Consider the following 20,230-nt stretch of genomic DNA (forward strand, 5'->3'; position numbering starts at 1 on the left):
ACATAAAAGAATAATCTTATGAAAGAGATAATAACTATTATAATTGCGGCTTTCCTGTTGGTTGGGTGTGATGATTTATTTTCACCGGCAATAGAAAATAATAAGCAAGTGAGCGACGGAAAGAACGATCCTCTTTTCGCAGAAGGCATTTTAGCAAATGCTTATACGCGAAATCCATATAATTCGCAGTCATTTAATGATGTGGCAACTGATGATGCGGTAACAAATCAAACAGATAATAGCTATCTGAAAATGGCTACTGGTTCGTGGACCTCCAATAATAATCCTATGGAACAGTGGTCCTCATGTAAAGCAGCAATTCAATATATTAATTTGTTTTTGGAAGAAGTCGACGAAGTTTCGTGGGTAGACGATCCATTGGTTAATTCCTTATTTTGCGATCGTTTAAAAGGAGAGGCATACGGATTACGTGCTATGTTTATGTTTTACTTGTTGCAGGCTCATGGCGGTTGGACGGCAGACGGAAAACTGTTAGGTGTTCCTATCGTTAATAAGGCGGAAAATGTAAGTGATAATTTCAATTATGCTCGTAATAGTTTTGATGAATGTATTCGTCAGATTTATGACGATGTTCAAATGGCAACAGATTTATTACCGTTGGATTATGAAAATATAGCTTCGGATGCTCAGGTGCCGGAGAAGTACCGTTTGAAAGGAACGTCAGTCAGCCAATATAATCTTGTGTTCGGTGAGATTTTCCGTATGCGCATGAGTGCTCGTATAGCAATGGCTTTTCGTGCTAAAGCTGCTTTGTTGGGAGCTAGTCCGGCGTTTGCTGATGGGACTACGGTGACATGGAAAGAGGCCGCAGATTATAATGGTGAGTTACTCGATCTAATCGGGGGAGTTTCCGGACTTGCTTCAAATGGTAATACCTGGTATAAAAATGCAGATGAAATAGCTAATCTTGGAGCAGGAGCGAATCCCAATGAGATGCTTTGGAGGAACAGCAAAGATGCTACGGCTTATGAGCTGGAACAAGCGCAGTTCCCACCTAGTTTATATGGTAGCGGGCAAATAAACCCGACACAAAACCTGGTAAATGCCTTTCCTATGGCGAATGGATATCCTATCACAATGGACGAAGCTAATTATAACGAGAACAATCCTTATGAGGATCGTGACCCACGTTTGAATCTTTATGTTGTTGTAAATGGAAGTAAGGTTGGGATCGATGAGAAAGTGATAGATACCAGTGTAGATAATACGACTGATAATGACGGGCTGAACAAGGAGAATAATCATTCTACCCGTACCGGATATTACCTTCGAAAGCATTTACGTGAGGATGTATATCTTAGTTCTACTAGCCAAAACGGTCAACCGCATTATAGCCCCCGTATTCGTTATACTGAAATTTTCCTCAATTATGCAGAAGCTGCAAATGAAGCGTGGGGACCAACAGGAACAGGAGGACATGGATATTCAGCCTATGACGTGGTGAAAGCTATCCGTAAAAGGGCCGGAGTGGGTGCTGATAACGGTGATGCATATTTAGAGAGTATTAAAAATGACAAGGATAAAATGCGTGAATTGATTCGCAATGAACGTCGTTTGGAATTGTGTTTCGAAGGATTCCGTTTTTGGGACTTACGCCGTTGGAAAGTCAGTTTGACTGAACCGGCTAAGGGAATACGTATCAGTCAAGGCAATTATACGGAATTCACGGTTGAGAATCGTAATTATGCAGATTATATGAATTATGGCCCGATACCTTATACTGAAGTGTTGAAGTTCGACGAACTGAAACAAAACCAGGGTTGGTAATTAAATTTTAAAACTTAAAGATATAAGAAAATGAAAAAGTTATATTATATATTCTCAGTAATTTCGTTGATGTTCTTTTCTGCTTGTGAGAATCAAGATTGGTCTTTTCCGGATTATGGAAAAACGACAGTTTACTTCTCTTATCAATATCCCATTAGAACAATTGTGCTCGGCAATGATGAGACATTTGACAACACGGTTGATAATCAACATAAATGTATAATTAAAGCAACGATGGGAGGTGTATACGAGAATAGTACAAATCCTACAGTAGACATTAGTGTTGTTAATTCGCTATGTGATAATTTGAAATTTGAGGGTGGTGGAAGCGTGCTTCCAATGCCTTCTGAATATTATAAATTATCTTCCGATAAGATTATCATTCCGAAAGGAGAGATAAGTGGAGGAGTGGAAGTGCAGCTTACAGATGCCTTTTTTGCCGATCCGAAATCAATTGAAACAACTTATGTAATTCCTTTAGTCATGTCGAATGTACAGAATGCTGATGCTATTTTAACAGGTACGCCCAATGTCGATGAACCGAACCGCTGTGTAGGTAGTGATTGGAGTGTACTTCCGAAGGATTATATTTTGTATGCTGTGAAATATGTAAATCCGTGGGACGGGATTTATCTGCGACGGGGAGTAGATATTGTCACTGTAGGTGGTGTTACAACGACCGTAGCTCGTCATCAGCAATATGTAGAGAATGATGAAGTATGCGAGTTTTCAACTATTTCTTTGAATAAGGCAGGATGGACTTGGGGTACAAATGACCAGGAGTGTAATTTGATTCTGACTTTCAATGAAAATAATGAATGTACTCTTTCTTCCGATACTCCCGGATGCAATGTCTCCGGCAGTGGGAAATATGTGGAAAAAGGAGAGAAAAATTCTTTTAATAATAAAGATCGTGACGTATTATATTTGGATTATACGGTTGATTTGGGAACTACAACTTATGCTACCAAGGATACTTTAGTAATGCGTGACCGTCAGGTGAAAGCTGAATGGTTCAAAGTTGTAAAAGAATAACTTAAAACATGGAAAAGATGAAACGATATATGAAACTACTTTCGATGATTGCTTTAGGGCTGTCTATAGGATCGTGTGTGGACGATGCTGTATTACCGTACGAAGTGCAGAAACCGGAAAGCATTGCCCAGTATGAGTACTTGAATGCATACGATGTTCTGAAATCTTATATAGATCGTTCTAAGTACCCCAATTTCAAATTGGGGACAGGAATAACTGCAAGCGATTTCAATAAAAAAGGGATTGCCTATGAGTTAGTGACTACCAATTTTGATGAGATGACAGCAGGAAATGCAATGAAGTATGCGTCTTGTGTATCAGATGAAGGAACTATGAATTTTAATACTGTAAGTGATTTCGTTCAGACAGCAAAAGAGGCAGGTATTACAATTTATGGACATACATTGGCATGGCATGCACAGCAAAATAATAAATATCTTAATGGTTTGATTGCTGATAAAGTGATTCCTGTTGATCCATCTACTGCAAATCATTATTTATCAATGCATCAGGATACTAAAGCTAATCCGTGGGATGGACAGGTATATTATACATTACCAAGTGGGGCTGTTTTGTCACAAGATACTGAATATACTTTGGCTTTTAGAGCTAAGGCATCAACTCCGTTTAATTTTCAATTGTGGTTGATGACTATGTCCTCTGTAGACACTACTATTAATGGAGGGACACAAATAGGAACGGAATGGAGTGATTATTCTTTTTCATTTAGCGTTTCGGCAACAGATGCAAATACTATAAAGTTTGTAGTGGGAGAATTGGAGGGTGATTTTTGTGTTGATAATGTTAAACTAACTGCTGCTAGTTCTGATGAGAATTTAATTAAGAATGGTGATTTTGAAGAGGAAAATTTATTTAATTGGGAGAAGTATAGTTGGCATGCTGTAACTTATGTTATTGCTACTGATACAGAAACCAGTGGTAATGCAGGTTATTGTCTTAAACTGACAAACGAAATAGCGAAGCCTAATAATTATAGTTCTCAAGCTTGGTATAAATTAGAAACGTTTCTGAAATCAGGAGTTGAATATACTTTTACTTGCATGGCAAAAGCGACAGGAGCATATGATGTGGCGGTATTCCTTCAATCTACTGTCGGAGGTGAACAAGGCTATTTCCCAAGTTTGGCTGTTGGGACTTCATGGAATAAATGTAGTATATCAATTACTCCGGGTAAAGAGGATTACTTTGATAAATTAACTTTGAATTTTGGAGATTTTGCTGGAACGATCTTGCTTGATAATGTGAAACTTGTTGAATCAGGTTCTGATGAGAACTTGATTTCCAATAGTGATTTTGAGGCAGCCAATATTGAAGGATGGTCTAGTTGGGACGGCTATGAATCTTTATCGGCCAATGGCGAAGGATATTCTACCGGTGAGCAAGTAGAAGAAATGCCGGCTGAGGAAAAGAAAGCTAAACTGACAGAGGCTATGGAAAATTGGATTCAAGGTATGATGCAGGCATGTGGAGGTTATGTGACGACTTGGGATGCTGTGAACGAAGCTCTCTCTGGAGGAGACAATAATGGAGACGGAGTTTACGATTTGCAGTCTGCAACTCGCGGAACTGTATCTGCAGAAGATGCAAAAAATAATTTCTATTGGCAAGATTATTTGGGTGATGTAGATTATGTTCGTATAGTAGTCAGACTTGCCCGCAAATATTTTGAAGAAGCCGGAGGGAATCCATCAGATTTGAAACTCTTTATTAATGATTATAATCTGGAATCTGATTGGGATGATAATGGAAAGATGAAGAGTATGCTTAAATGGATTGAACGTTGGGAAGAAGATGGTATAACCAAGATTGACGGTATAGGCACTCAAATGCATGTGTCATGCTATATGGATCCTATGACGCAGAAAAGTAAAGAAGACCATGTTGTGAAGATGTTTGAACTGATGGCATCAAGCGGGAAATTGATAAAAATATCAGAATTGGATATGGGAGTAGTAGGTGCGGACGGTATCGATGTAAAAACAGAAGATATCACTTTTGAACAGGAACAGGCTATGGCTAAATACTATAACTTTATTGTGCGGAAGTACTTTGAGATCATCCCGGTTGCACAGCAATACGGTATTACACATTGGAGTCCGACCGACAGTCCTGCTGGTTCCGGTTGGCGTGCTGATTCTCCTATCGGTCTTTGGAATCTTGAATATAGTCGCAAGCCTGCTTATGCTGGTTTTGCCGATGGATTGGCTGGAAAAAATGATGTTACCGAAGAGGAGTAGTATTTTAAGGTAAACTCGTATGTAGGATAACTGATAGCGGGGAACATCCGGTAGTGTGATGAACCCCGCTTGTTATTTCATTAAATAGAAAATTATGAGAAACAAGTTGAATTTATTGATGCTCATAATCTTTATGAGCATGATGTATGCCTGTTCGGACGATGCTGTGAAAGTGCCGGAAGAGGTTCCTGAGATTCCGGGAAAGCCGGAAACGGAAGAACCGGATGTATCGGGGCTGCCTCGTCTGCATGTTGTAGGGCGCTATTTGAAAAACGAAAGGGGAGAGACTGTCAATTTACATGGATTCGCCCAGACCTACAGTCCTTTCTTTAATCAAAACTCATGGAATAATTATGATGTGTTAGGTTGTTTGCGTTATAATCAGGGGCTGATAGACAAGATGCTTGATAAGGGTTGGAAAATGAATTTTATTCGTTTGCATATGGATCCCTATTGGAGTGACGATCCTACTCAGGAGTCTGTACGTTACGAAGGACATGAACGATTCTCTCAAGTACGTTTTGAAAAATATCTGAGTGAAGTGTTTATACCCATGGCAGAATATGCCATTCGCAAGGGTTTGTATGTTGTAATGCGTCCGCCTGGAGTATGTCCGGAAAAAATAGCTGTAGGAGATGATTATAACCAGTATCTTGAAAAAGTGTGGAGCATAGTGTCGAAACATCCTAAGATTAAGGCTAATTCTGGTATAATGTTTGAATTAGCTAACGAACCGATAAACATCCTTGGTACTGATGGTACTTATGGCAGTAATGGACAAGTATATTTTGATAACGCAAAAAAGTTCTTTCAGACCATTGTTGATAAAATACGGGTGAATGCAACAAATATCATATGGATTCCGGGATTATCTTATCAGTCTTCTTTCAGTGGGTATGCAACTAATCCTGTGGAGGGTGATAATATTGGTTATGCAGTACATGCGTATCCGGGTTGGTATGGTAGTGATGCAGAAGAACCTAGTGCAGAGCTTGGTGGAGTGACGGGTGGTGGATATGAAAGCTTTCAGCGTGGTTGGAATGCGCAAGTTCAACCGATAGCTGATATTGCTCCGGTGATGGTCACGGAGATGGATTGGGCACCTGCCAAATATGATTCTTCTTGGGGAAAAAGTATAACGGGAACTGTAGGTGAGGCAGGATTTGGAGCCAATTTTAAGTATATTGCCGATAATACAGGCAATGTGAGTTGGTTGGTTTTTACGGATTGTAGTTTACTGGCACAATTTAAAGATGAAGAAGGAGTTCCGGGAGCATATACTTTTCTGAATGATCCGGAAGCCTGTCCTTGGCCTGTGTATCATTGGTTTAAAGAATATGCAAGTGAAGAGGTGACTGAAAGCGAAATAACAGAACTTGAGATTGTTGGTGTAAAAGGGTATGTCGATATTTTGACAGGAAGTGACAGATTTTTGGTCGTAAAGGCCCTTTATGCGGATGGTCACCAACGTATGGTGACAAATGAGGTAACCTACAACAGTACTAATCCATCAATAGTAAAAGTGGAGGCTAATGGAAGAATAGTTGCATTGAAAGATGGCACATCTACTGTGACTGTTAACTACACTTCACAACAAGGTAGTAGAGCAATTAGTTTGGAAGTTCATACTACGACATTCCCACTGACTGAGAAGGGGTTTGACGCTTCTATTTGGGAAACAGGTACATTTGATGAAAGTACGAAAACACTTGTGACGGGTAATTATGGCTTCGGTGGTTGGCAATACAGTAATGGTCTGGACTTGTCGGGATATAGACAATTGGTTGTAGAAATCGGAAATGACAACGATTGTAGTGCATCGTTCCGTTTGTTTGATGTGAATAATTACTGGTCGAATCCTGCAGTATATGATTTTGGTAACTCACGTCGCATTATGGTGGACTTGAACAATATGCTTAATAACAATCAAGAGAAACTGGATCCTTCTCATCTATATATTATTGGTTTTTGGACGGTAGGAGGTAAGCCATTGGTGATAGAGCGGATTTCTTTAGTTGAATAACAAGATATATATTAATTGTTAGATGAAAAAGATTATTTTATTAAGTTGTCTATTGTGTGCAGGCACATTTGCCTTTGCACAAGACCCTAATTTCCATATTTATCTTTGTCTTGGACAATCCAATATGGAAGGGAATGCAAAGATTGAAGCGCAGGATACGTGCAATGTCAATGAATGTTTTCTGATGATGGCGGCTGTTGATTGTCCGTCTTTGGGACGCGTCAAAGGACAGTGGTATAAGGCTATTCCTCCGTTGGTACGTTGCCATACAGGGTTAACACCGGCCGATTATTTCGGACGTACGTTAGTGGAAAGGCTGCCTGAAAATATTAAGGTAGGTGTCATCAATGTAGCTGTAGGTGGTTGCAAGATTGAACTGTTTGATGAGGAGAATTGCGAAGAGCATATTGCCTCTCAACCGGAATGGCTGAAAAATACCGCGAAAGCGTATGGTAATAATCCTTACCGCAGACTAAAAGAATTGGCTGTAGAAGCTCAAAAAGCCGGTGTGATTAAAGGTATCCTCTTGCATCAGGGCGAGTCTAATACCGGTGATAAAGAGTGGCCTCAAAAAGTAAAGAGAGTCTATGAGAATCTGTTGAGGGATTTGAATCTTCAGGCAAAGGATGTTCCCTTACTGGCGGGAGAAGTGGTGCATGCCGACCAGAATGGCAGATGTGCAAGCATGAATGAGATAATCAATACGCTGCCGCAAGTGATTCCGACCGCATACGTGATTCCTTCTTCGGGCTGTCCTGCCGCAGAAGATAATTTGCATTTCACGGCAGAAGGATACAGAAAATTGGGGGTGCGATATGCCGAGAAACGACTCCTTTTGTTGGAGAAAGAACCAAACTCCGGAATTACTACCGAACCGGCATCCACTAATATTCCGGGATATGACTATCCCCGGGTGGATAAAGAGGGGCGTGCTCATTTTCGTTTCTATGCTCCGCAGGCTAACAGGCTACAAGTGGATTGTTGCGGAAAGAAGTATGATATGTGGAAAGATACCGGAGGACTCTGGATGGTAACGACCAACCCTCTGCCTGTAGGATTCCATTATTATTTCCTGATTGCAGACGGGGTGTCGGTAACAGATCCTTCCAGTTATACGTTCTTCGGTTGTTGCCGTATGGCAAGTGGCATCGAAATCCCTGAAGGTGAGGAGGGGGATTATTATCGTCCTCAACAGGTACCTCACGGGCAGGTTCGTTCCTGTACGTATTACTCCGAAACGCAGAAAGAGTTCCGTCGGTGTATGGTATATACGCCGGCAGAGTATGAAACTCATCCGAAGAAGCGCTATCCGGTATTGTATCTACAACATGGCATGGGTGAAGATGAAACCGGCTGGAGCACGCAGGGAAAGATGAATCATATTATGGACAACCTGATTGCATCCGGTCAGTGTGTGCCGATGCTCGTGGTGATGGATAGCGGTGATGTGGAAGCTCCGTTCCGGCCGCGTCCGGGAAAAGATGTGAACGAGGAGCGGGCTTTGTATGGCGCCACCTTTTATGACGTTATTCTGAAAGACCTGATTCCTATGATAGACCGGACATTCCGTACGAAAACCGACCGCGAACACCGTGCTATGGCAGGACTCTCGTGGGGAGGACATCAGACTTTCAATACGGTTCTGCCTCATCTCGATAAGTTTTCTTATATCGGAAGTTTCAGCGGGGCGATTTTCGGTCTGGATATGAAGACTTGTTTTAACGGAGTGTTTGCGGATGCGGACAAGTTCAATAAGAAAGTGAATTATTTCTTTCTCGGCTGTGGCACGGAGGAACAAATGGGAACAAAGAAGATGGTGGATTCACTCCGGAAACTGGGTATCGAGGTTGATTATTACGAATCGCAAGGCACAGCGCATGAATGGCTCACGTGGAGACGTTGCCTGAAAGAATTTGTACCACATTTATTTAAACACTGAAAATAGCATGAAAATGAAATCTATATTTATCGCAGCTACATTGTTGCTCGTTTCGGTTATGACCGAAGGAGGACTGTCAGCACAAAACCCGATTGTGCAAACTTGCTTTACTACAGACCCAGCTCCTATGGTGCACGACGGCACCTTGTATGTGTATACGGGACACGATGAAGACAAAGCGGATTTTTTCTGGATGCAGGAATGGCGCGTGTATTCTACCAAAGATATGGTGAATTGGACCGATCACGGCTCTCCTCTTGCCATCGAATCATTCGACTGGGCGGACGACCGTGCTTGGGCAGCACAATGTGTAGAGCGTAATGGTAAGTTTTATTGGTATGTCTGCCTGCATTCCAAACTTTCCAATACGATGGCAATCGGTGTGGCGGTAGGCGATTCGCCTGTCGGTCCTTTTAAAGATGCCATCGGCAAACCGCTTCATGACGGAAGCTGGGACTATATTGATCCTACGGTCTTCATTGATGATGACGGTCGTGCTTATCTGTATTGGGGAAATCCGAATATCTATTATGCAGAACTGAATGACGACATGATTTCCTTGAAAGGTGAAGTGGGCAAACTGGAACAGACTGTTGAGAGCTTTGGTGCACCCAATCCGGAAAAGCGTGTCAAAGGTGTTAAGTATAAAGATACTTATACAGAAGGTCCATGGCTTCATAAACGGGAAGGAAAATACTATCTTCTTTATGCTGCCGGAGGTGTACCCGAACATATTGCCTATTCCATGAGTGACGGACCTCTTGGTCCGTGGAAGTATATGGGAGAAATCATGCCTTTACAAGATACGGGCTCGTTTACTAACCATTGTGGAGTGATAGACTATAAAGGCAATTCTTATTTCTTCTATCATACGGGTAAGTTGCCGGGTGGTGGAGGTTTCGGGCGAAGTGCGGCGGTGGAGCAATTTAAGTATAACGCTGACGGCACTTTCCCGATTATTAATGCTACCCGGGAAGGGGTGTCACCGGTAGGTACGCTCAATCCTTACGAAAGGGTAGAAGCTGAAACAATCGCTTTTTCTGAAGGTGTGAAGTCCGAACCAAATGTGAAAACCGGTATATATATATCTGAAATTCATAATGGAGATTATATAAAGGTACGTGAAGTGGATTTCGGCAATAAATCCCCCAAACGGTTCACTGCTGCCGTTGCCAGTGCCCTTCGTGGCGGGACACTTGAAGTACGTACAGACAGTATAAGCGGAGTATTAATTGCGGAACTGACTATTCCTTCAACGGGAGGTTGGGAATGCTGGAAAACATTGCAGACTGATATTGTAAAACCGGTCACCGGAATAAAAGACATTTATTTTGTATTCAAAGGACGTAAAGGCTGCAAACTGTTTAACTTTGATTGGTACAAGTTTAACAGATAAACATGCTAGAGAGCAGTTGGGTTACTCTTCTTTCTTCCCCAACTGTTCTTTCATATACATTGAAGGCGGCATTCCGTATAACTCTTTGAATGTCGTCGAGAAATTATTAGGATCAGTGAATCCTGTTAACATGGCTATCTCGGATATGGTATGCTGTTTTTCGGACAATAGACGAGCGGCTTCTTTTAAACGTATATTACGTATAAAGTCACGGGTTGTCTGATTGGTGAGTTCCTTTAGTTTCCTGTGAAGATGTACGCGGCTGATACCTACTTCGGTAGTGATTGTCTCTATCGTTAAGTTAGGATTGCTGATATTTTCGTTAATAACTTTCATGACGCGTTCCATCAATTTTTCATCGGGTGATTTCACTTCCAGTTTCTGAACCTTGTTCTCCTGATCCTGTTGACCTGTAAATACCTTACGCAGCTGTTGGCGTGTATTAATCAGGTTTTCCGCTGTCTTTTGCAGGATTTCGATATTGAATGGCTTCATGATATAAGCGTCGGCTCCTGTATTTAGACCTTCCAGATTATCTTCTTCTCTTGTTTTTGCGGTAAGCAGAATGACCGGAATATGGTTGAGGTTTACATTCTGCTTGATTTTCCTGCATAAGGTAAGTCCGTCCATTTCGGGCATCATGATGTCACTGACGACCAAATCCGGAGCCTTTTTAAATATCAGTTCCAGTGCTTCTTTGCCATTACAGCATTCCATTATATGGAATTTGTCTCCGAACTCTTTCGCTATATAATTCCGGATTTCTTCATCATCCTCAACAATTAATACATGATATTTCGTTTTCACCCTGCTTTTCTTTTCTTCCTCCTGATCTATGGCAGGAGAAATGACGGGAGTTGCTGGTGCGGCTATTATTGCCCCTTTTTCATTGTTATCCACTTCTTCCGGACGCAGATGCTTGTTTCCCAGTGGCAGCCGGATAATAAAGCGGCAGCCCGGTTGTTCTTTATTATTTTCTACAAATATGATTCCGTGATGCAATTCCACTAGCGAGCGGGTAAGATGTAATCCTATCCCCGTGCCGCCTTTCGGATTGTGTTGGCTGTTGCGGATCTGATAGAAACGTTCGAAGATATGTTCCTTTTCTTTCTCGTCGATACCGGTTCCGGTATCCGAGATAATTATTTCGGCATATTGTTTCAAGGGGTCAGGTTGGGTATTATCTTCTCCTGTACGGAGCGTGATATCTATGTTTCCTTTTTCCGGAGTAAACTTGAAGGCGTTGGAAAGAATATTCAGGATAATTTTATCAAAATTATTTGTGTCTACCCATACATTCAGTTCCCGGAGTGTACTATGAAGTTGTAGTTGGATATTTTTAGTATTTGCCTGTTGGCCGAAAGTTGTACATAAATCCTCTATAAAAGGAATAATATTGGTCTCCCGGAACATCAGGAACATTTGTCCTTTATCAATTTTCCGAATATCCATTAGTTGATTGACAAGATTCAGAATACGTTCTGCATTTCTGTAGATAATATGATATATTTTCAGGCGTTCATTGTTCTCCTCATTCTTAATCAGTTTCTGTAGAGGGCTGATGATTAGAGACATCGGAGTGCGTATCTCATGAGAGATGTTGATAAAGAACTGCAATTTTGCTTCATTGATTTGTTCGGCATGGATATGTTGCAGCATTTCCTGATGCATTCTGTACCGATGTCTGATCTGAAGAATAATGATAAATATAATGGTCAGTAATAATAAGGAATAGATAACTTTGGCCCACCATGAAGCATACCATGCAGGAGATATAAAGATGGTAATTCCTTTTATATTTGAATACACAGTGTTGTCTTTTGCTCTGATTTTAAAGTTATAGGTACCGGGTTTCAGATTGCTGAATGAGATACGGTTTACACCTTTGGGTAAACTAATCCATTTTTCGTCGTTGATGGAATAAAGGTAGTTGATATGTTCGGGGGCATTTAGCTCCAGAGTGGAAAACTCAATACTGAACACATTGTCTTTATGGGATAAATAAAACTCTTTTGCATTAAATACAGGGCAGTTGATAATATTATGAATGCCGGATTTCATTCCTTTTCTGACGGGATTGTTATGCAGGAAAAAGTCGGTAATCCGTATGTTCCATATTTTTGCCGGATTGATAATATCTTGGGGGCTGAAATAGGTGATGCCATTCATGCCGCCAAACCAGATGGTGCCTTGCTCATCTTTGAATGAGGCATTTTTATAGAACTCATTCCCTTGTAATCCGTCACCTACATAATAATTGATGAATTTGTTATTTTTCTTTTGAAATTGGGATACTCCTGCGTTGCTACTTATCCATAGGAAATCATTCTCGTCTCCTTGTATTGCATATATTGTATTGCTGGGCAATCCATCCGCGGTGGTATAGGTCGTTATTTCTTTGGTCTCCTTATTCCAACTTGACAGCCCTTCGGAACTTCCAAGCCATATAATTCCATGGTTGTCTTCATAAATTGAATAAATCACGTGTTGGGGTAGTATCTTATAGCTCTGAAAATCAGAGGTGTCAAGGTCAATGCAGTTCATTCCGTCGTAAGTTCCTACATATAGCTTGTTATCATTGGAGTAGTGCAGGCAACCTATCCATTCATTTATCAATGAAGAATTGGATTGCACAGAAGTAAACTCCTTGGTTTTAAGATCATAATAAAACAGCCCGAATCCCATTGTTGCAACCCATAAACGTTTGTTTTTATCTTCTGCAAAGTCATATACACGTTGTATATAGTTGTTGTTCTTGTCCATTAGCTTGTACTGGTAGCTACACTGTCCTGTTTGTTTATCCAACTTCCCCATACCGTTGATAAATGACCCCACCCAGATGTTATTTTCAGAATCTTCATATAGCTTTATAACGGTTGAAGGTACTGAATTGGGATGATTGGTATGTGAGAAGTGTTTTGCCGGTTCTAACTTTTCTGTAAGAGCATAAATTCCGTCATTATCCGTTCCTACCCATAATATGCCGTTGTTGTCCTTGCAAAATGAAGTAATGCAACTGGAACCGATAATATTCTTGTCCATGGACTTATGGCCTATATACTTGAAACTGTTGGTTCGGGCAGGTATTTGTATGATCCCTTTCTGATAAACAGCCAGCCATAAGTTACCGGAGTTATCTTTCAGAATAGAATGTATTTTCGATTTATTGGAGTCAAAGTAACTGTTATCGAACCGATATTCAGAAATCTCATGAGTCTTGTTGTTATAGATATTCATACCTTTTCCATCAGTTCCGATATATAACTCATTCGGGCTTGCGGAATAAAGGAAGCTGACAGGAAGTTCTTTTTTTTCTTTGAAGTCAACGGGAACGAAAGTATCGGATTTCTTCTCATAGGCGAATAATCCTTTTCTCATGCTCCCTACATAAATATTTCCCTGTGGATCCTCACAAATACTGTTGATGTATCCGTTGTCTTTAGATAAATATAGGGAAAGCCGGTTGTCGGGATCGAGACGATATAACCCTTCTTCTCCTTTGGACATCCAGATATTCAGCTTTCTGTCTTCAATCATATACCCCGGTGAGGTTATGGAAGCATTAATCTGTTGAACTGTCAATTGGTTGTTTTTGATATTCAGTCTACACAATACATTGCCTGATATCCATATTTCCCCATTTCTTCTTTCGATTATGGAAACGATGTTGCTTTCAAATATTTCTCCATTGTCTTCCCATTTCGCGAGTGGGGTAAAGTTATCAGTGGCGGGGTCATACATTTGGACTCCCATATATGTACCGATAAGCAGATGACCTTTACTGTCTTCAAATACGGTACGGACAAAACTATGGGCCAATGAATGTTCATTGGCGGGTTCATGTTTGTAAATAGTGAATTTTGCACCGTCATAACGGTTCAGCCCGTCTTCTGTCGCAATCCAGATAAAGCCGTTCCGATCCTGATACATATGATTAATCAGACTACTGGAGAGTTCTTTGTCAGTAGTGAATAACTTAGGAGATTGCCCGTTGCATAACAAAGAAAACAATAATAATAGAAAAGTGAATACATTTTTCATAGTTATAGATCGTTGTTTGTTGTACAAAGAAAAATAAAAACCTAAATATAACCTAATAAAAGATGAATATTTTCATTAGGCTCCGGGAGTACAATCAGATGTTGTAACATCGTTTGTGAAAAATGTAACATGAGAAAAGATTAACCTCTCCTTATGTATTATTGTTTTCCTTTCATTGTATTTACAATATAGCTTTTACCGGCTTTTGTTTCGATGTCATATTCGTAAACCTTCTGCAGTTTGGGAGACTGCGCACTTACTCCTTTGGCTACAAGAGGTTGCTTGATAGGAGTGGTGGCGAATAATCTATTTGAGCACTCTTTCCCGTTTGCTTGTTTTAAGCCTTTCCCTTTTAGTGGGACATAAGACCGGATGCGGAGCGTACCGCCTATATTCGACCGGATGATCGCTTTATTTAACACATTGTTTTTCCAGTCCATATCAACAGTAAAGTTTCCACGTGCCACCAGCCCCTTCACACTTCCTTCTTCCCATGCATCAGGCAATGCCGGCAATAAATGTACGGCACCGTCATGACTTTGGAGCAACATTTCCGCTACTCCGGCTGTATAACCGAAATTACCGTCAATCTGGAAAGGCGGATGGGCATCCAGCATATTGGGATAGGTACGTCCGTTCGGATATTCTTTAGCCAAGTGATCGTTGGGCAATAGTTGAATCATATTTTTGATGATTTGGAAGGCATGGTTTCCATCCAGCATACGTGCCCAGAAGTTGACTTTCCAGCCGATACTCCAACCGGTAGCCTTATCACCGCGTTGAAGCAATGTGTTTCTTGCTGCCTGGAATAACTCGGGATTTGAGTATGGAGAAATTTGATTACTCGGATATAGTCCGTACAAATGTGAAATATGACGGTGCTCGTCCTTGGGATTGTCAATATCTTCAAGCCATTCTTGTAGTTGGTTATGTTTTCCTATTTGCATAGGTGGTAACTTCTCTAGTGTTTGTTTGAGGGAGTCTTGGAAAGAGGGGGCTTCACCTGCGATGTATGAAGCCAATAAGGTATTATGCAGTGCATCAAAGGCAATCTGGTTATCCATGGTGCAACCGGCAGTGACCGGACCATGTTCAGGCGATACGGAGGGAGCTACCACCAGCCATTTATAGGTAGGATGTTCTACCAGAAAGTCCATATAGAATTGTGCGGTTCCTTTCAATATCGGATAATATTCTTTTAGAAATTCTTGATCTCCGGTGAAAAGATAATGTTGCCAGATATGTTGGGCCAACCATGCACCGCCGCTAGGCCACATGCCGGCTGCTGCAAAATCGACTACACCACAGATTCTCCATAAGTCGGTGTTATGATGTGCCACCCATCCGCGTGAGTTATACATGCTTCGGGCGGTTTTGGCCCCTGTGACGGATAAATCTTTCAACATAGAGAATAACGGACTATGTGTTTCACTTAAATTAGTGACTTCTGCCGGCCAATAGTTCATTTCTGTATTGATATTGATGGTGTATTTGCTATCCCAGGGTGCATGAGTACTGTTATTCCATATACCTTGCAGATTAGCCGGTTGCCCACCCGGTTGCGAAGAAGAAATCAGCAGATAACGTCCATAATGGAAAAGTAGAGCTGCCATTGCCATGTCTTCCCCATTTCCGAAGTTTTCAATTCGTTTGGGAGTCTCCAGTTGGGAAGCTTTGCCTGCCGGTAATGTAAGGCGTACACGGTCAAATTGTTTTTTATAATAAGCGATATGGTTTTTGAGAGCTTTTTCGTAAGGTATTTGCATTGCTCTTTTCAGATATTCGCTGGTTCGGTGGGATTCATCGGCGCTGACATCCTGGTAGTTTACGTAGTTGGTTGCTGCCGATATATAAAGGGTGGCTTCTGTTCCTTCATTTATTTGGAGAGTATTTCCTGCCGGGCGGAGAGTGCCATTCGTTTTTACCTGGATTTGACATTCTGCCCGTAGTGCAGCTTTCAAACCTTCCTGCTCTTTCCCTTGACAGGTGACGGTCAGCTGATCATTCTGAACATTCTGAACATTCACCTTATGTACTAGAGGGCAGTTATATGCAATAGTAAAGTTCAGTGCGTTTGCTTTACTTGCTTTGATATGCATAATAATGACATTATCAGTAAATGAAGCAAAAGTGGTGCGGGTATAAGTGACGTCATCTACTTGATAACGGGTAGTTGTCGTTGCATTCTCCAGATTCAGATCGCGGTAAAAGCCGGATGCGTTTTGGTGTTCCGGAAATTCCAGGTAAAGACTACCTAATGTCAGATAGCTCATTCCGTGTTGCTGGGTTAAGAAGTTGGCGTCAATGAGGCTTTGCGCTTCCTTGTTTCTCCCTTCAAAAATCTGTTTGCGTACAACCGGTAGCACATGTACGGCATTCGGGTTATTATTATTGTATGGAGAACCTGCCCAAAATGTTTCTTCGTTGAGTTGTAATTCTTCGCGTTCGATTCCGCCATATACCATGGCTCCAAGACGGGAGTTACCAATAGGGAGAGCTTCCGACCAATTTTGTGCAGGTTGACTATACCACAGTTTCAGGTCCTGTCCTGAAACAAGGTTGCTTATTAATAGGAATAATACAAAAAAAGTGTTTCTGTTCATATTATATGGATTTGTAGCAAAGGTAGCTCATTTTCCAATACAAAAGGCAAAAAACTGTTTCTGAAATCTACCTTGGAAGTAACTTCTTTCCATATTTATGTTACTAATATATATGGTGTATGTTCCATAGGATAAAATAATAACTGCTGGTTTCTTTTTGATTTATTATCAGTCCTTCCTTCTTGTCAAGTAGCTTGTTTGCAAGCTGATTAAGTAGGGAGGTATGAGAAGGGAAGCTGGTATAGTTGCGTTGGGATACCGGTATCCTGATCGAACAATAGTTATTGAATGATATAAGTATGCCGGTTGTATGACGGATGTTTAATGGAGGCTTTTCTTGAAAGGTAAGTAAAGCTGGATGGATAGGAGATATGGGAGAGCAAAATTATAAAATAATAGGCTGACAATAAAACCTATAAAATGTTATTGTCAGCCTATTGTCAGGGCTTATTGTCAGCGTCTAATGTGTTGGAAATCATTTGTCTAATGAATAGGAATGACGGCTGACAATAAGAACTGCAAAATTTATATGTAAATACAATCAGTGTGTAGTAATTGACTTGTCTCTACATTGATCTTTTTATCTATTATTTCTCTTGCTTTTCGATTCATTCATAAACAGATAAGATTTCTTGTAGCCTCCGTAGTCTACAACCAACTTTTCCAGCACGATGCCCGGATCAAGAGGTTTGAAAATTAGTGTCTGCATGCCGTCTGATGTATTCGGTACATTCAGTTTTGCTTTTTTCTCAACGATGCGTCGTGCGACTGTCGGATAGTATATGCTGTATACATTTTCAGGAAGCTCGTTTAAGTTATGATTGAAATTGATCGTCTGATCCTTTCCTCCTTCAAATCCGATACTATACTCATGGCCTTTGCGATCGTGGAAAGCAAGAGTTGATTTGACTATCACATGGACAGTCACCTCGTCAATTCCTTTAGGCAACTTTATCTTGTAGGAGATAGAAGCTCCGTCAGTTGGTTGTGTGTAAGGCATCAGAGCCATGCCACTAAGGGTACGCCCCATATAGGGAATCACTGTCCATTCCGTACCAGGCGCTGCTTTAGCGCTGTAGTAATGTTCGGCTTCTATGGCTATATATCCGTCTTGTCCGGTGAAGACGTATCCGCCGACAGCCTTTTCCGGATTTTCGATTCGGTAGATTTTAGGCAGTGTATCAGCGGGGAAGTTATCATTCCATGAGGTATAGCCGATATGTTTCTGAATCATCATATTCTTCCATTTGCCACCGGACATAATGTTGTTATAATCGTCACTCAACGCTTTATCCCGTGCAAAAGCCTGTTCCACTTTATCTGCCCATTCGTTAGCTTGCGGATTGTTTTCTTTATACAATTTATGGTTCATGGCTTGTGCATAATACATTTCGTACAGGTTTGCCATGGCTTGAACGGGGAAGAGGATTAATTGCTTGTAGGCATCTTTATATTCCGGTTTCAGTGATATGTATTGTCTCAAAGCTTCCGCTTCCAGTTTCAGATATTCATCAGATACTTGTTTCCATTCGCCGGTCTCCAGGTTATAAGTATTCCGGTCGAGCATTTCTCCCGTCACGCGGCCGTTGTATTTGCTGTACAGGTTTAAGATTCGCATGGCTTCATCCGCCTGGTCTTCGCCAAACTGCTGTGCGCAGAAACGACGGGGATGCTCCAGCAAGTTGGAGACGTTGAATTGCTTGGGATTCCATGCCATATCCATGAAGAGCGTGATCGGATATTCCATTGGCTTTAAATCGCCTACATTCAATATCCACAGCTTTTCTACTCCGTAATCGTATGTGAGTTGAAGTTGCTCCCACATATTTTGTATAGGGGTTACGTTCAGCCATTTAGAGTTTCTCGGAGCACCTACGTAGTCTACATGGTAATACATGCCCCAACCGCCCGGATGCTTGCGTTCTTTGGCATTTGGCAGGCGGCATACATTGCCCCAATTATCATCACACAATAGCATGATAACATCATCGGGCACACGCATACCTTTATCGTAATAATCCAATACTTCTTTATACAACGCCCATACTTGCGGAGTCTCTTTGGCCGGACGTTTGGTGACTTCTTCAATAATCTTGCGCTGATTCTTGACTACATTCTCCAGAAGTTTCACATTGGTGCTTTTACTCATGGCTGCGTCACCGTCTCCGCGCATACCGATGGTTACGATATCTTCTGTACCCTGCATCCGTTCGATGCCTTCACGGAAAAACTGATCGATCACTTTTTGGTTAGTTGTATAATCCCATGCACCATATTCTTTGCGCTTGCGTGACCATTCCTGATGGTTGCGTGCCATCGGTTCGTGGTGGGACGTGCCGATAATGACTCCCATTTCACTTGCTGTTTTACTATTCTGCGGGTCGTCAGCATAGAAAGCCCAGCTCCACATGGCCGGCCAAAGGAAATTACCTTTCAGGCGTAGTATCAGTTCACACACCCGTGCATAAAAACGATGGTCGCCATAGTTGGTACCGTATGTGTGTTTTACCCATCGGGTAAGACACGGCGCTTCATCATTCAGAAAGATACCGCGATAGGTTACGGCCGGCTCTCCGTCCGAGTATTGTCCGGGTTTAATATATACATTTGCTTGTTTCATGACGGGAACATCTGCCCACCAATACCAGGGAGATACTCCCATCTGTTCAGAAAGCTCGTAGATACCATAAATAGTGCCGCGTCTGTCGCTGCCGATGATAACTACCGCTTCATCTATTCCCTCACAAGGATTGGCGATGACTTGCAGGATGTATTTTTCATTTTTTCTATCCAATTCCTTTTTGTCTATTTTGCCTGCTGACATCAGCTTCTTTATAAAAGGAGTGCCATAAGTACCTGCAATGATACACCGTTTCGAACTTGTGCTTGTTAAGAGTTCGGGCTTTTTTCCGCATACTTGCAGTATGTCTTGTTGAAGATTGCCGGCAGCAATCATTACCCCTTTGTCTTCGGAAGAATCTATGTATATCGGACAAGGAACTCCGTTGGCAACCAACGGAAAATGATTACCGGCCGGTGTGAATATTACAAATTGTTCAGCGGCAAATGCCGCTATACTCACAACAGAGAGGTAGAAGAATAGAAATAACTTTTTCATGGTTTCAATATTTAGTAATTTGTTGTTAA

Annotated in this window: 9 protein-coding genes; 6 read left to right on the forward strand and 3 right to left on the reverse strand. The window is 41.4% G+C overall.

Annotation, left to right across the window (positions count from 1 at the left end; all coding sequences use genetic code 11):
* Positions 1 to 18: 18 nt before the first annotated feature.
* The 6 genes from ACT8YW_RS11400 to ACT8YW_RS11425 all read left to right on the forward strand — a co-directional run bounded on the left by ACT8YW_RS11400 (position 19) and on the right by ACT8YW_RS11425 (position 10,439).
* Complete coding sequence (locus tag ACT8YW_RS11400) at positions 19 to 1,788, forward strand: RagB/SusD family nutrient uptake outer membrane protein (RefSeq protein ID WP_149964116.1); 1,770 nt, start codon at positions 19 to 21, stop codon at positions 1,786 to 1,788.
* 30 nt (positions 1,789 to 1,818) lie between these two features.
* The gene (locus ACT8YW_RS11405; protein ID WP_149964115.1) at positions 1,819 to 2,823 is read left to right on the forward strand and encodes a DUF5627 domain-containing protein; all 1,005 of its coding nucleotides are present in this window, start codon (positions 1,819 to 1,821) and stop codon (positions 2,821 to 2,823) included.
* 17 nt (positions 2,824 to 2,840) lie between these two features.
* Positions 2,841 to 5,081: an endo-1,4-beta-xylanase gene (locus ACT8YW_RS11410; RefSeq protein WP_444104978.1), complete on the forward strand. Its 2,241-nt coding sequence runs from the start codon at positions 2,841 to 2,843 to the stop codon at positions 5,079 to 5,081.
* A gap of 94 nt (positions 5,082 to 5,175) precedes the next feature.
* Complete coding sequence (locus tag ACT8YW_RS11415; RefSeq protein WP_444104980.1) at positions 5,176 to 7,104, forward strand: cellulase family glycosylhydrolase; 1,929 nt, start codon at positions 5,176 to 5,178, stop codon at positions 7,102 to 7,104.
* Positions 7,105 to 7,126: 22 nt separating this feature from the next.
* Positions 7,127 to 9,043, forward strand: a complete 1,917-nt coding sequence (locus tag ACT8YW_RS11420) for a sialate O-acetylesterase (protein ID WP_444104982.1) — start codon at positions 7,127 to 7,129, stop codon at positions 9,041 to 9,043.
* Positions 9,044 to 9,050: 7 nt separating this feature from the next.
* Positions 9,051 to 10,439, forward strand: coding sequence for a glycoside hydrolase family 43 protein (locus ACT8YW_RS11425; RefSeq protein WP_444104984.1), 1,389 nt, complete (start codon positions 9,051 to 9,053; stop codon positions 10,437 to 10,439).
* Positions 10,440 to 10,460: 21 nt separating this feature from the next.
* Here the strand turns inward: ACT8YW_RS11425 and ACT8YW_RS11430 are convergent, their stop codons facing one another.
* From ACT8YW_RS11430 to ACT8YW_RS11440, 3 genes are all read right to left on the reverse strand, one after another.
* Positions 10,461 to 14,480 (reverse strand): hybrid sensor histidine kinase/response regulator transcription factor, encoded by a 4,020-nt coding sequence (locus tag ACT8YW_RS11430; RefSeq protein ID WP_444104986.1) that lies wholly within the window; start codon positions 14,478 to 14,480, stop codon positions 10,461 to 10,463.
* A gap of 158 nt (positions 14,481 to 14,638) precedes the next feature.
* The gene (locus ACT8YW_RS11435; protein WP_444104987.1) at positions 14,639 to 17,083 is read right to left on the reverse strand and encodes a glycoside hydrolase family 95 protein; all 2,445 of its coding nucleotides are present in this window, start codon (positions 17,081 to 17,083) and stop codon (positions 14,639 to 14,641) included.
* Between the two features lie 580 nt (positions 17,084 to 17,663).
* Positions 17,664 to 20,201: a glycosyl hydrolase 115 family protein gene (locus ACT8YW_RS11440; protein ID WP_444104989.1), complete on the reverse strand. Its 2,538-nt coding sequence runs from the start codon at positions 20,199 to 20,201 to the stop codon at positions 17,664 to 17,666.
* Positions 20,202 to 20,230 lie beyond the last annotated feature (29 nt).

The sequence above is a fragment of the Bacteroides sp. genome, from assembly GCF_052357945.1.
Classification (GTDB): domain Bacteria; phylum Bacteroidota; class Bacteroidia; order Bacteroidales; family Bacteroidaceae; genus Bacteroides.

Bases quoted from the DNA above. Each gene is read 5' to 3' on its own strand.
- ACT8YW_RS11435 (WP_444104987.1), bottom strand. From the start codon at position 17,083: ATGAACAGAAACACTTTTTTTGTATTATTCCTATTAATAAGCAACCTT.
- ACT8YW_RS11420 (WP_444104982.1), top strand. From the start codon at position 7,127: ATGAAAAAGATTATTTTATTAAGTTGTCTATTGTGTGCAGGCACATTT.
- ACT8YW_RS11440 (WP_444104989.1), bottom strand. From the start codon at position 20,201: ATGAAAAAGTTATTTCTATTCTTCTACCTCTCTGTTGTGAGTATAGCG.
- ACT8YW_RS11405 (WP_149964115.1), top strand. From the start codon at position 1,819: ATGAAAAAGTTATATTATATATTCTCAGTAATTTCGTTGATGTTCTTT.
- ACT8YW_RS11400 (WP_149964116.1), top strand. From the start codon at position 19: ATGAAAGAGATAATAACTATTATAATTGCGGCTTTCCTGTTGGTTGGG.
- ACT8YW_RS11415 (WP_444104980.1), top strand. From the start codon at position 5,176: ATGAGAAACAAGTTGAATTTATTGATGCTCATAATCTTTATGAGCATG.
- ACT8YW_RS11430 (WP_444104986.1), bottom strand. From the start codon at position 14,480: ATGAAAAATGTATTCACTTTTCTATTATTATTGTTTTCTTTGTTATGC.
- ACT8YW_RS11410 (WP_444104978.1), top strand. From the start codon at position 2,841: ATGAAACGATATATGAAACTACTTTCGATGATTGCTTTAGGGCTGTCT.
- ACT8YW_RS11425 (WP_444104984.1), top strand. From the start codon at position 9,051: ATGAAAATGAAATCTATATTTATCGCAGCTACATTGTTGCTCGTTTCG.